This is a genomic window from Arcobacter aquimarinus, assembly GCF_013177635.1.
Lineage (GTDB): Bacteria > Campylobacterota > Campylobacteria > Campylobacterales > Arcobacteraceae > Aliarcobacter > Aliarcobacter aquimarinus.
Genome location: NZ_CP030944.1, coordinates 2046081 through 2061120 on the forward strand (window position 1 = coordinate 2046081; position 15040 = coordinate 2061120).

Below are 15040 nucleotides of genomic sequence, written 5' to 3' on the forward strand. Positions count from 1 at the left end.
TGCATTATAACCAAACTATTGTATAATAATTGTGTTATAAATTTTCATATTTAAATATAAATTCTTCATTAAAATCAATTTTTACAATTCCACCTTTTTTAAGTTTTCCAAATAATATCTCATCTGTTAAAGGATTTTTGATTTTATCTGAAATAACTCTATTTAATGGTCTTGCACCCATAGCTTTATCATAACCAAGTGTTGCTAACTCTTTTTTAGCTTTTGCACTAATTTCAATTTTTATTTTTTTATCTACTAATTGTTTTTCTAAATCTTCAATAAATTTACCTGCAACTTTTGCAACTATATCCATACTTAATGAATCAAATGTTACAACCGCATCCAGTCTATTTCTAAACTCAGGGGCAAAGAATTTATTTATTGCTTTATTCTCATTTAGTTTTTCATTTTTTGCAAATCCCATTACATTTGCTTCTGTTGCACCTAGATTTGATGTCATAATTAGAACTACATTTTGGAAATCTGCTTTATTTCCACTGTTATCAGTTAATTCAGCATTATCCATAACTTGAAGTAAAATTGACATTAAATCAGGATGAGCTTTTTCAATCTCATCTAATAATAAAACTGTATGAGGATGTTTTCTAATAGCTTCTGTTAAAAGTCCACCTTGTTCAAATCCAACATATCCTGCAGGTGCTCCAATTAATCTTGAAACAGTATGAGCTTCCATATATTCACTCATATCAAATCTTTCAAAATGAATTCCTAATTGAGTTGATAACTCTTTTGCTACTTCAGTTTTACCAACTCCTGTTGGTCCACTAAATAAGAAACTTCCAATTGGTTTTTTATCAAGTCCAAGTCCAGCTTTATTTCTTTTTATTGATTGAACTATAGTAGTAATTGCTTTATCTTGTCCAAATACTCTTTTTTGCATATTTTTTTCTAATGATTTTAAAAGAGTTAAATCTGATTTTGTTGCACTTCTTTCAGGAATATGTGCCATTTTTGCTATTGTTGTTTCTACATCTTTTGAAGTAATAGTTATATTAGTTTCAGATTTTGTTTTTAAACTTGTTGATAAACTAATTTTTTTAGAAGCTCCAACCTCATCAATAACATCAATAGCACAATCAGGTAAAAATCTATCTGTAATATATTTTTTACTAAGTTCAACTGCACTAGAAATTGCACTTTTTGAATACTTAACTCCATGATACTCTTCATATTTTGATTTTAAACCTTCTAAAATTAAAATAGAATCTTCAATACTTGGTTCATCAACATCTACTTTTGCAAATCTTCTACTTAGAGCCTTATCTTTTGCAAAATCATTTCTAAACTCACTAAAAGTTGTTGCACCAATACATCTTAATTTTCCATTTGCAAGCATTGGTTTTAAAATATTTGAAGCATCCATCGCACTTCCACCAACACTTCCAGCTCCAACAATTGTATGAATTTCATCTATAAATAAAATTGCATTTTTAATTTTTGATACTTCTTTTAAAAAAGTTTTTAATTTTTTCTCAAAATCTCCTCTATATTTAGTTCCAGCTAACATAGAACCCATATCTAAAGAAAAAACTTTTGATTTTAATAAAAACTCTGGAACTTTCTCTTGAGCAATTTGCAAAGCTAATCCTTCTGCAATTGCAGTTTTTCCAACTCCAGGTTCTCCAACTAAAATAGGATTATTTTTCTTTCTTCTACTTAATATCTCAATTACTCTACTTATTTCTCTATCTCTTCCAATAACTGGGTCAATTTCACCTTTTTTAGCTAAAGCAACTAATTCAACTGAATTTTGCTCTAAAACTTTATTTTCATTGTCATTACTATTTTCATTAATTTCATCTTCATCATTTTGTTTATGAGATATCTCTTCTAAAATATCCACTCTTTGAATTCCTAATTTTCTAAGCAAATATGTTGCGTATGATTTTTCATCTTTTAAAATTGCTACAAACATATCTTCAACATTTGCATTTGGCTTTCCACTTCCTTGAGTATGTGCTACCATATATTCTATTGTTGAAGATAAAGATAAAGTTTCCATAGGTTCTTCATTTATATTTTGATCTTCTGGAAATTGTGGAGTATTGGTATCAATATAATTTTTTAATTCGTTAAAAAGTTCATTTGTATCAACTCCTAAATCTAAAAATAACTCTTCTATTGTTTGATCATGTATTAGCATTAAAAATATATGTTCTATTGTTAAATACTCATGTTTACTACTTTTTGCATAAGCTACTGCTTGTGCAAAAATATTTCTTAAATCTTTACTAATCATTTTTATTCTTCTTCCATAACAGCTTTTAAAGGAAAGCCTTTTTCTCTTGCCATATTTTTTACTTGTGCAACTTTTGTTGAAGCAATTTCATAAGTATAAGTTCCACACAATTCTTTTCCATTATTATGTATACTTAACATAATAGCTGATGCTTCATCAAGAGATTTTCTAAAAACTCTAACTAATACATCTATTACGAAATCCATTGTTGAATAGTCATCATTAAGTAAAAATACATTATATTTTTTTGGCTCTTGTAAATCTAAATCATCATTTAATTCTATTTCTATTTCATTACTCACTTCAAACCTTTATTTTGATAAAATCTTTTTTAATTAAAAAAACAGATTTATTATAACAAAAAAGAGATTATTATGAAAAAAGATATCAATTACTTTAAAAACAAAACTATATTTATAACAGCTACAAATACAGATGTAGGAAAAACTTATGCTTGTGAAAAATTTTTAAACTATTTTTCCAAAAATGGTTTAAAAGTAGGATATTTTAAACCCTGTGAAACAGGAGTTAAAGATTTTCCACTCGATGGGTCTAAAATGCTTGATTTAACAAAAAAATTAAATCCTTCTTTTAATGTAACTATAAAAGATGTTGTTCCTTACCAATTTTCTTTACCTGCTGCTCCTTATGTTGCGAAATGTAAAACTATTATTGATTTTGAATTTCTAATAAAACAAAAAGAGTATTTACAATCTTTTTGTGATGTTTTAATCATTGAAGGAGCTGGTGGTTTGATGGTTCCTATTCAAGACAATATTTTTATAATTGATTTAATAAAAATATTTAAAAGTGAAGCTATTTTAATAACTCCTTCTAAACTTGGTTGTATAAATGATACTTTATTATCAATTGAAGCATTAAAAAGTAGAAATATAAATTTTGATTTTTTTATAAATCTATATGAAGATAAAAATAGCTTTGATGAAGTCTCTAAACCATTTTTAATTGACTACTTTGGTGAATTAAATTTTTTACAAGATTTATAAAAAATTAGAAAAAAAAGAAAAATTTTCTAATTTTTTTTTAGTTTAATAAATTTCTTCTTTCTAAATTTACTAGTTTTTTAAGTATTTTTTTCTATTTTTTATTTCATATTTAAGTTTATTTTCCCTTATTATAGGCTTTTATCGATGTTTTATTATTTTAAACTTAAATTTATTTGCTATTTCAAAAGCCATAAATACAATTCATATTAAATGGTGTATAACTTTCCTGTTAGTTTTCATGTATAATAATATGTTTACAAACATGAAACAAAATAGTAACAAAATCAAATAATGAAAGGTAGATAAAATGACTTCTGCAATAGATTTATCTAAATTAACAGCAAATGATGATTTAACGCCAGTGTTAGGTGGATATTGGCCTGGTATTCAAATTTATTACCCACCAATAAAATTTAATCCTTTAGATGGAACATACGAAAGTATTGAGCAAGCAAAATTAAGATTACAAAAACACGCTTACAAAACAAAAGCACATACTGTTTTGTTTGACTTAGAAGATGGGTGTAGACAAAAAGCTATGAGTAGAGAGCTTTTAATTCAAGAATTACCAAAATTTCCTGAAAGAAACTTTCAAATAGCAGTTAGAATAAATCCATTTAGAACTGATGAATATGAAGAAGATTTAAAAATGTTAAAACAAATTCATCAATATATCGATGTAATTGTTTTAGCAAAAGCTGGAGAAGTTTATGGAAGTGCAGAAATTAGAGATTTATCATCTTGGTTAGTTTCTATTGGAAGTAAATTAACTATTCAACCAATCGTTGAGCATCCAAAATCTTTACAAATTGCTGATAGATTAATGGAACACTCAACTGTTAAACATATCGTATTTGGTATCCACGATTTTTCAAAAGCAATGGCTTATAAAATCACTCCAAAAGGATGGATTGATGAATTAGAAACTTTCTTTAATATGTTAACAATGGAAGCGAGAATTAAAGGAAGAGGAGTTATTGGTGGAGTTGAAGTTATGCTTACACCTCATTCATTACCTGATTCTTGCGTTGAGAAAAAAGATATTAGAAGATGGCTAGATTTACATGGAGATGAAGCTTCTAGAGCTGTTTATTCTCATGCAAATAGAGAATATGCAATGGGATTAACAGGTAAACAAGTTATTACTCCAAACCATATCAATGTATGTAAAGTTGCATTTACTCCATCACCAAATGAAATAGCAAAAGATGTTTCTATTTTAAAAGCAGCTATTGAAGCAGATGCTTTATTAAGTGGTGCAATTAGATATGAAGGAGAGATGTTAGATCCACCAATGTTTGGTAAATCATTACAAAATATTTTAAGAGCTTACGCTTTAAGAAGTTTATCAAAAGAAGATGAGATATTTGCATTATCTGTATTAAATAGAATGCCTATTCACACGTTTAAAGAAAACTGGCCATACGGTCAACTGTAATTTCGTAAGGAGATTTATCATGAATGAAACAATTAAAATAGATATACCAGAATTTTTAAATATTGGTGTTGCTTGTACATCAGCACACGTTGGAACAGCAAGAGAAAACAATATTGCAATGGTAATTGAAGATGACAAATTAGGAACTGATGAAATTACATATAAAGATTTAGCAACAAAATCTGATCAAGTTTGTAATTTCTTTACGGGAATTGGTCTTGAGCCAAGAGATAGAGTATTAGTTTGTTTAAAAAACTCTCTTGCTTACCCTATTTCGTTTTTTGGAACAATGAAAGCTGGAATTATAGCAGTTCCAACTTCAACACTTTTAAGTGGTAGTGAAGTTAAATATCTTGCTGAAGATTCACAAGCAAGAGCTATTGTATTAAGTGCAACAATGTATGAAAACTTAGTTCCATATTTAGAAAATTTAGATAATTTAAAAACTATAGTAGTTGCTGGTATTGATAGTGTTGAAGAGTTAAAAAAACCAAAAGATATTAATGTTTATGCATTGAATGAAATTTTTAAATCAACTGATAAAACACCAAATCACTATAATTCAAAATCAGGTGAACCTGCTTATTTAGTATATACATCAGGAACAACAGGTTATCCAAAAGGAGTATTACACTCTCATAGATCATTAGTTGGAAGAAAACCAGCAACTGATTATTGGTTTGATTTTAAAGAAAATGACAGAATCATGCACTCTGGAAAATTTAACTGGACTTATGTATTAGGATCAGCACTTATGGATCCATTATTTAATGGTCATACAGTTATTGCTTATGAAGGTTCTAATGATGCTTCTACTTGGATTGATTTAATTAAAAAACACCAATGTACAATTTTTATTGGAGTTCCAACAATTTATAGACAAATTATTCAAAAAACAGATTTCACTCTTGATGATTGTCCATCATTAAGATATTGTATGTCTGCTGGTGAACATTTATCAGATGAAATGTTAGGATTATGGAGAGATAGATTTAAACAAGATATTTTCGAAGCAATTGGAATGTCTGAGTGTTCTTATTATATTTCACATTCAAAATATAATCCAATTAGACCAGGAAGTGCAGGATTCCCTCAACCAGGACACATCGTAAAACTTTTAGACCCTGAAACTTTAGAAGAAGTTGGAGTTGAAGAAGAAGGTATGATTTGTATTGGTGAAGATGATCCAGGTTTATTCTTAGAGTATTGGCAATTAGAAGAAGAAACTGCAAAATCAAGACATGATGGATACTTCTTTACAGGAGATTATGCAAGAAAAGATAAAGATGGATATATTTGGTTCATTGGAAGAAAAGATGATATCATCAATACATTTGGATTTAGAGTATCTCCACATGAAATCGAAAGAGTTGTAAAAACAAATGATTTAGTTGCTGATTGTGTTGCTTTTGGTTTAGATATAGGAAAAGATAAAACTATTGTAGCAATTGCTGTTGTTGGTTATAAAGAATTAACTAAAGAACAAGAAGATGAAGTATTAAAATTTGCACAAGCGAACCTTGCAAAATATAAGGCTCCAAAAGAAATTTTTACAATGGCTGATTATCCAAGAACTAAAAATGGAAAAGTTTTAAGAAAACAACTTGTAAAACAATTACATGATTTATATCACGCTCAAGAAAGTGGTGAAGAAATTGTTGAGTATAAAGCTAGAAGATCTATGTTATTTATACCTTCATATAATAAACAAAATGTTCAAAAAGCAAAAACAGTATTAGCTGATACAGTGATTTTTGATTTAGAAGCTATTTTACAAGAACAAAGAGAAGTTGGAAGAGAAACTTTAAGACAAGTTTACAAAGAAGATGGTGCTAAATTTGGTGAGTCTGAAAGAGTTTTAAGAATTAATAATCTTGGAACTGAAGATCTTAAAAAAGATTTAGAACTTGCTCGTGAAATTGAACTTGATGGTTTATTATTCTCTAAAATTGATTGTAAAGAGGATGTTTTAGAAGCTGAAAAATTAATCAATGAAGTAAATCCTAATTTATCTTTAATGATTATGATTGAAACTCCTATGTCTGTTTTAAATATCCATGAAATTTGTGCAGCATCTACTAAAGTAGAAGTTGTAGTTGTAGGTTCTAATAAACTTGCAAATAGACTTCAAATTGATATTAAAAAAGGTTCAAAAGCGATGTTTAATTACTTATCGCAAATTGCCCTAGCATCAAAAGCTTACGGAAAAACAGTTATCGATGGACCACATTTTGACGTACATGATGAATTTGCTTGTGAAGATTCAACAAAAGATGCATTTAATTTAGGATTTGATGGTAAATCATTGATTCACCCTGTTCAGATTGAATATATCAATGATATCTTTACTCCAAAACAATCTGAAGTTGAAGATTATGAAAAAATGATTGCTAAATATGAAGAAGCGGCAAGAGAAGGGAAAGAAGTAATTCTACATAATGATAGATTAGTAGATTCTTCAAGAATTAAATGGGCTAAAAAAATGATCACTTTATATGAAACATATAAAGCTTTAGGTCAAAACCTATTTAATAAATAAGGAGTAAATGTGTCTAAGATAAATATGGGTAATTTTTTTGAAGATTTTTCAATCGGTCAAAAAATCGTTCATCCACTTCCTAGAACAATAAGTGAAGGAGATGTATCTTTATACATCGCTTTCACTGGTTCTAGATTTGCCCTACACTCTTCTGATGTAGTTGCAAAGGAAATGGGATATGACAAAAGACCAATTGATGATATTTTAATGTTCCATTTAACATTTGGTAAATCTGTACAAGATATCTCTTTAAATGCAATTGCAAATTTAGGATACGCAGAAATGGCTTTTCCTAATCCTGTATATGTTGGAGATACAGTAAGTATGACTTCAACAGTTATTGGATTAAAAGAGAATTCAAATGGAAAAAGTGGAGTTGTTTATGTTCACTCTATTGGTGTAAATCAAAATGGTGCTGTTGTACTTGATTTCAAAAGATGGGTAATGGTTCATAAAAAAGACCACTCTACTTTAAGTGGAGTTAATGAAGTTCCAACTTTTGCAAAAACAACACCAATTTCACAAATTAATATTCCAACTATTAAATGTGTTAATACAGATTCAACTGGTGGAAAATATTTCTTTGAAGATTATATTGAAGGTGAAAGATTAGACCACCCAGAAGGAATTACAGTTGATAATAGTGACCATACTTTAGCAACTAAGTTATATCAAAACAATGCAAAAGTACATTTTAATGACCACATGATGAAATCAACTCCAATGGGTCAAAGATTAATGTATGGTGGAATTATTATTTCAATGGCAAGAGCTATTTCATTTAATGGTTTACAAAATGCTCAATGGGTATGTGCTATAAATAGTGGAGCACATGCAAACCCAACATATGCAGGTGATACTATTTATGCTTATACTGAGATTTTAGAAAAAATTGAAGTAAATAGAAATGATATTGGATTATTAAGAGTTAGAACAATTGGATTAAAAAATCAAACTGCTAAAGAGACTCCTAATCCAAAAGGTGAAGATGGTAAATATTTACCAAATGTTGTACTTGATTTAGATTACACTATTGTAATCCCAAAAAAAGTTACTGAAAAAAAATAAAACAAATTTAATTTTAACAAAAAGGAAAAAATATGACACACCCAAGCGAAGCTTTATTTGAAAATGGTAAATCTTTACCAATTATCCCTACTTGTGAACACTTTGCAGGAAGCGAAAAGCTAATCCTAAAAGGTTTTGAAATGCAAAAAAAATTAGGTCCAGTTTTTGATATTACTTGTGATTGTGAAGATGGTGCTGAAACTGGTAAAGAAGTTGAACATGCTCAAATGATCGTTAGAGTTGTTAATTCTGCTGAAAATCCTTATGCAATGGCTGGAACAAGAATTCATGACCATTCACATCCAGATTGGAGACAAGATGTTGATATTTTAGTTCCAGGTGCAGGTGAGAAATTAGCATATATTACATTACCTAAATCAACTTGTTATGAAGATGCAAAAACTCAAATTGAGTACATCCAAAAAGTGGCAAAAGAAGCTGGAATTTCAAGAGAAATCCCAATTCACGTATTAATCGAAACTCATGGTGCATTACAAGATGTAGAGAAAATTGCTACATTACCATGGTTACAAGTTTTAGATTTTGGATTAATGGATTTCGTTTCAGGATACCAAGGTGCAATTCCAGCAATTAACATGAGAAGTCCTGGTCAATTTGATCATAGATTAATTGGTGCTGCAAAAGCAAGAGTTGCACAAGCTGCTATCCAAAATAAAGTTATTCCAGCACATAACGTAACTTTAGATTTAAAAAACCCATACCAAACTTATAAAGATGCAGAAAGAGCGAGAAATGAGTTCGGATTTATGAGAATGTGGTCAATTTACCCAACACAAGTACAAGCTATCGTTGATGCAATGAAACCAGACTTTACAGAATTAGAAGCTGCTCAAAATATCTTAATAAAAGCACAAGATGCTGAGTGGGGACCAATCCAATATGATGGTGAGTTACATGATAGAGCAACTTATAGATACTTCTGGGAATTAGTTCAAAGAGCTAAATTCTCTGGTGCTAAATTATTTGATGAAACTGAAAAAAGATTCTTCGCTTAATATATCAAACAAAAGCCTTTTGGCTTTTGTTTATTTTTTCAACATACAATTTCTACATAATTTTTTTTATATATCAAAACTAAACACTTTTTTTAAATATTCACTTTTTAAACACTAAAAAAAAGAATTTTTTCATAAGTGCATTGGTATAATATTTCAATTTCTAAGCAAAAAGGAAAACAATGAGCGTTATTAAAGAACAAGATATTATAGATAGTATTGCATCAGCATGTCAATATATTTCATTTTACCACCCAGAAGACTTCGTAACTGCGATGGTTGAAGCGTATGAAAATGAGAAATCTGAAGCTGCAAAAAATGCATTAGGGCAAATTTTAATTAACTCTAAAATGTGTGCAATGGGACATAGACCATTATGTCAAGATACAGGAAGTGTTAACATTTTTGTAAGAGTTGGTTTAAAAGCTAATTTAGAATTAACAAGAGAATTAACTGATGTGTTAAATGCAGGTGTTGCAAAAGGTTATACAGACCCTGATAATACATTAAGATATTCAGTTGTATCAGATCCAGCAGGAAAAAGAACAAATACAAAAGATAACACACCAGCGGTTATTCATGTTACAGTTGATAATTCTGATGAATTAGATATTACAGTTGCTGCAAAAGGTGGAGGAAGTGAAAATAAATCTAAATTTGCTGTATTAAATCCTTCTGATTCAATTTATGACTGGGTTATGGCTAATGTAAGAGAAATGGGAGCAGGATGGTGTCCTCCAGGAATCTTAGGTATTGGAATTGGTGGAAATCCAGAAAAAGCAATGCTTTTAGCAAAAGAGTCTTTAATGGGTCATGTTGATATTCATGAATTACAAGCAAGAGGTCCTCAAAACGCTTTAGAAGAGTTAAGACTTAAATTATATGAAGATATTAATAAAGTTGGAATTGGTGCTCAAGGACTTGGAGGTTTAACAACTGTTGTTGATGTTAAAATATTAGATTATCCTTGTCACGCAGCTTCATTACCAGTAGCTATGATTCCAAACTGTGCAGCAACTAGACATATTCACTTTAAATTAAAAGCAGGAGAAGGTGTAGCTAAATTTAAAAAGCCAAATTTAGACTTATGGCCAGATATTACTCTACCAATGGATACAATTAAAAGAGTAAATATTGCAGATTTAACTAAAGAAAAATTACAAGAATTTAAATCAGGTGATACACTATTATTAACTGGGAAAATTTTAACTGCAAGAGATGCAGCTCACAAAAAAATCGTTGAGTACAAAAATGCAGGTAAACCACTTCCAAATGGAGTTGATTTAAAAGACAGATTTATCTACTATGTTGGACCAGTTGATCCAGTAAGAGATGAAAAAGTTGGTCCTGCAGGTCCTACAACTTCTACAAGAATGGATAAATTTACTAAAGACATGATGGAAATTGGAATCATGGGAATGATTGGTAAAGCAGAGAGAAAACAGCCAACAATTGATTTAATTAAAGAGTACAAATCTATGTATTTAATTGCAACAGGTGGTGCAGCATATTTAATTTCTCAATCAATTAAAGATGCTAAAGTACTTGCATTTGAAGAATTAGGAATGGAAGCTATTTATGAATTTGATGTTGAAGACATGCCTGTAACTGTTGCAGTTGATACAGAAGGTGTTTCTATTCATACAACAGGTCCAGCTAAATGGAGAACTATTTAATCTAAATTTTGTTACAAAAGGATTTCCCTTTTGTAACTTTTTTCTAAAACAATCCTTATATTACCAAACTACCTTTCATTTTTGACTTTAACTAGACTTAACTTTTGCTATTCTTACAACCATTAAAATATTATAGGAAATAATATGAATTTATTAGAAGATTTAAAAGATTATTTAGGATTTGCTGTTGCTGGAAATTTTGCAAATCACTTAGGAGAAGCTGGAGAAGCAGATGAATTCTCAGTAATTAAAACGGATGAGAAAGATGCACCAAAAGGAATGTTCCCATTTTATATAAAAGGGCATAATAGTTTTTTAGGAACATATCCAATTTGTGATGAAGTAATATTAACGCATGGAAGAGATAATGATAAAATTCAAGTTGAAGCTGAAGTTGCTTTGATTTGTGATTTTGTATATGAAAATGATAAAGTAATTGATTTAGTACCAAAATATTTTTCAGCTTTTAATGATTGTTCACTTAGATTTCAAGATGGTAATAAATTAAGTACAAAGAAAAATTGGGGAACAAATACAAAAGGAATTTCTCAAGATATTATTGAAATTGATAACTTTACAGAAAAAGGTATTTTAAGTAAATATCATATCTCTTCATTTGTTAAAAGAGATGGAATTGTTTATGATTATGGAACTACAAGTGCTGTTAAATCATATAGTTATTTTTTTAATCAGTTAAAAGATTGGATGATTGAAAAACTAAATACACAAGAAGATTGTGGACCACTTGAAGAGTTAACACAATTTTTATTTGATGCAAAAAATGCAAAAGGTATTTTAATAGCAGCAGGTGCAACAGCATATACAGAGTTTGGGAAACATAACTTTTTAAAAAAAGGTGATGAAATTTTTGTTTATGTTTATAATGCTCACGCTCACAGTTTCAATGATATTATGAATGATATGTGTGGAATGGATACTTATTTAGGGCAATGTTCTAAACTTCATCAATATGTTAAATAGGAGATTATCTCTTATTTAACTCAGAATCTATATATAAAACATCATTTAAACTATCAAAAACTTTTGCAGTAGACTCTTCGATTTCACTTGCTATTTTTCTTAAAATTTGATTTTTCTCTTTATTAGCATTTTTACTAACATAAGCTTGAACTTTTTCATGAACATCTTTATGATTTTGTTTTAATAAATTCCATTCATTAAATTTTGTAAACTCTTTATTTTCATTTTCACAAGAATTAATCCATTTTCCCATATTACATGAGTTACAATCAACAACACTACAATCCTCAAAACTATCTAAATTTTTATAATAACTCTTTTTAAAATTAATATGATCATTTTTATATTTTGAAACTTCTTTTATAAGATTTATATTCTCAACCATTTCATAATATCTTCCATCAATCTGTGATTGACTTGTAATATCCAATAATCTGCTTGAAAGTTTTGAAACTTCATTTGATAAAATATCTATATTTGAAGCTGTCATTACATTTTTCTGAGTTGCACCATCTAATCTTGAAATAGTCTCATTAATTTGAATAATTCCTCTCTCTTGTTCTTTACTAAATAAAGTAACACTTTGAATAATATCTTTTGTTTGAGATATTTTTGAAGTAAGATTTTCATAACCTTTTATCATATCATCAGCAATAACTTTACCCTCATTGGATTTAACACTTGCACTTTCTACTAAATTTTTTATCTCCCTTGCAGCATCAGAACTTCTATTTGCCAAATTTCTTACTTCAGCTGCAACAACAGCAAATCCCTTTCCAGCTTCACCTGCAGTTGCAGCTTCAACTGCTGCATTAAGTGATAAAATATTTGTTTGAAATGCTATTTTATCTATTATTGCTATTGCATCATTTATTGCATGAACTTTTTCATTTATTTCATCCATTGAAATTGATGTTTGTGTTGCTGCTTGACTCCCAACATTTGAAGCTTCGTTTAATTCATTTGCTATATTCATCATTTTATTCATATTTTCATTATTATTTCTTATATTTGCTGTTATTTGTTCAAGTGCTGCTGAACTTTGCTCTAAAGAACTTGCTTGTTCTGTTGCAGAAATTGCTAATTCATTTGAAGAATTTGTTAAAACTTTTGTATTTTTTTCTAAATCAACTCCTGCATTTGTAATCATTGCTATTAATTCAGATGAAGATTGTCCAAGCAATAAAGTAGAAGAACAAAGTGTTCCAAAATCACCATACATTCCTTTTTTATGAATTTCATCAAGTTTAAATTTATAATTTCCTTGAGTATAGGAATTCAATAATAGATTTAAACTATCAATTTTTAATTTTGTTCTATCAATCATTTTATTAATAATTTCAACTAAAGCCTCAAGCTCTTTTGTTGAAGCTTTAGTTTTAATAGAATATTCAAAAAATCCATTATTTACTTTTTCAACAATATCTGTAATTTCTAATAAAACCTCTTTATCGTTTTCAATTATTTTTTCTATTTTAATTATCTCTTTATTCATATTTAAAGTCATCAAAGCAAATTCATCTTTTCCATCAATTTCATCTAAAATTATTGAATCTTTTTCTCTCATAGAATAAGCAAAAAATTCATTGAGATTATTTTGAAACTTTTTCATTGATACTGTTATTCTTTTTAATATAAAACTAATACTTATAAAAATCACGATAAGAAGTACAAGTAAAAATACTATAAAAAGAATCATTTGATTATTTAAATTTTGACTATTTTCATCTATATTTTTAAGCATATTATTTATTGTTTTATCTTTAATTTGCTCGAAAAACTCTATTTTTTTATATGAAAAATCTTCCCATTCTTTCAAATTTGCACCATAAATATTTTTTGATAAAATATTTAAAGCTTTTATTGTTTTTAAATCATTTACAGAATCATTAAAAAAATTATTATCAAAAGCATTTGACATATATAAATCAAAAGTTTCTTGAATTTGATCTAGCAATTCTATTTCATCTTTTGTAATATTTTCAATTCTTTTATAATCTTTTATTGCTTTTAACATTTTTGTATGATTTTTTTGAATTTGATTTAATAAAGAATCTTTTTGTTCAATAAAATAATCTTTATAAGAATGTATTAATCCTCCATATCCTAAAGATTCTTTTATCTCCATCAAATAAGCATCTTTTTTTATTTTAGAATAAATAACATTTCTAAAATTTTCTATTTTTTGAAAAACTTCATTATTCATACTATGTTTATAAAATTCTAACTGTTCTAAAGATGCATTTTTTGAAAATACCTCTAAATAAGAATTTTGACTTGAAATAAAAGATATTAATCTATTATAATCTTCATTAGAAATATTATTTCTTGAAAATATTCCACTTACAATCTCTTTTTCCATATATGCTTTTTCAACAACATTAATCAAAGAAATATAAGCTTGTGAATGTTTTGATAACTCTTTATTGTTTGAATAAATTAACAAATCATCATAAAATGAAATTAAACTTTCTATATATTTATTATAAGTTTCATAACTTTCTAATCTATTTATTTTTAAATCTATTAATTTATTTCTCATTGTTGTTAAATCTAAAATAGATTTATTTAGCATTTCAAGTTTTGTTGATATATTATTATCTTTTTCTATTAAATGAAAATTATTTAAAAAAAATTTCAACTCTTCTTGCTTTATCTCACTACTTTTTATTTGTGAATTTAACTCTTCTTTTCTATCTTTTCCATAACTATCAAGATATGTTAAAGCATATTCTCTCTCTTTTTGTAAATCACCAAGTAATGTTGAGACTTTTAAAATAAAACTTATATAATAAGAAGTATCATTCATTTTACTTTTTTGTTCATATTTATTATAAAGTGATATAAAAGATAGTATAAGTATTGTAATTAATGGAAGAACTAATATCAAAAATATCTTATCTTTTAATCTCAAATTATTCATCTTTTTTCCCTAAAAATTAAATTTTTTGTAATATATAATTTATTATTTAAATAAAAGGTTATGAAGTAAAAGCTTGTAATCAAGGTGTAATTTTTCAATTATTTTCTAGTTATTTATTCTTATATAATTATT

The 15040-nt window shown here is 27.6% G+C and carries 10 protein-coding genes; 7 read left to right on the forward strand and 3 right to left on the reverse strand.

Annotation, left to right across the window (positions count from 1 at the left end; translation table 11 throughout):
- Positions 1-34 precede the first annotated feature (34 nt).
- Together clpA and AAQM_RS10350 are read right to left on the reverse strand one after the other, a co-directional pair.
- Positions 35-2260 (reverse strand): ATP-dependent Clp protease ATP-binding subunit ClpA, encoded by a 2226-nt coding sequence (gene clpA / locus AAQM_RS10345; RefSeq protein ID WP_129094279.1) that lies wholly within the window; start codon positions 2258-2260, stop codon positions 35-37.
- A 2-nt stretch (positions 2261-2262) separates the two neighbouring features.
- The gene (locus AAQM_RS10350; protein ID WP_129094278.1) at positions 2263-2562 is read right to left on the reverse strand and encodes an ATP-dependent Clp protease adaptor ClpS; all 300 of its coding nucleotides are present in this window, start codon (positions 2560-2562) and stop codon (positions 2263-2265) included.
- Between the two features lie 72 nt (positions 2563-2634).
- On the opposite strand from AAQM_RS10350, the gene bioD reads away from it, so the two are divergent.
- The 7 genes from bioD (at position 2635) to AAQM_RS10385 (ending at position 11985) form a co-directional block, all read left to right on the forward strand.
- Positions 2635-3267: a dethiobiotin synthase gene (bioD, locus tag AAQM_RS10355; protein ID WP_129094277.1), complete on the forward strand. Its 633-nt coding sequence runs from the start codon at positions 2635-2637 to the stop codon at positions 3265-3267.
- A 307-nt stretch (positions 3268-3574) separates the two neighbouring features.
- A complete protein-coding gene (locus AAQM_RS10360; protein WP_129094276.1) occupies positions 3575-4705 on the forward strand; it encodes an HpcH/HpaI aldolase/citrate lyase family protein in 1131 nt (376 codons plus the stop codon).
- Positions 4706-4724: 19 nt separating this feature from the next.
- Positions 4725-7244 carry an aldolase/citrate lyase family protein gene (locus AAQM_RS10365; RefSeq protein WP_129094275.1) on the forward strand — a complete coding sequence of 840 codons (2520 nt, stop codon included), beginning with the start codon at positions 4725-4727 and terminating at the stop codon, positions 7242-7244.
- Positions 7245-7253: 9 nt separating this feature from the next.
- Positions 7254-8312, forward strand: a complete 1059-nt coding sequence (locus AAQM_RS10370) for a MaoC family dehydratase (protein ID WP_129094274.1) — start codon at positions 7254-7256, stop codon at positions 8310-8312.
- Positions 8313-8344: 32 nt separating this feature from the next.
- On the forward strand, positions 8345-9328 hold the full coding sequence (locus AAQM_RS10375) for an HpcH/HpaI aldolase/citrate lyase family protein (RefSeq protein WP_129094273.1): 984 nt from the start codon (positions 8345-8347) through the stop codon (positions 9326-9328).
- Between the two features lie 182 nt (positions 9329-9510).
- Positions 9511-11004 carry a fumarate hydratase gene (locus AAQM_RS10380; RefSeq protein ID WP_128987395.1) on the forward strand — a complete coding sequence of 498 codons (1494 nt, stop codon included), beginning with the start codon at positions 9511-9513 and terminating at the stop codon, positions 11002-11004.
- A 144-nt stretch (positions 11005-11148) separates the two neighbouring features.
- On the forward strand, positions 11149-11985 hold the full coding sequence (locus tag AAQM_RS10385) for a DUF5718 family protein (RefSeq protein WP_129094272.1): 837 nt from the start codon (positions 11149-11151) through the stop codon (positions 11983-11985).
- A 4-nt stretch (positions 11986-11989) separates the two neighbouring features.
- Here AAQM_RS10385 and AAQM_RS10390 read toward each other — a convergent pair whose 3' ends face one another.
- Positions 11990-14908, reverse strand: coding sequence for a methyl-accepting chemotaxis protein (locus AAQM_RS10390; RefSeq protein WP_171920713.1), 2919 nt, complete (start codon positions 14906-14908; stop codon positions 11990-11992).
- Positions 14909-15040 lie beyond the last annotated feature (132 nt).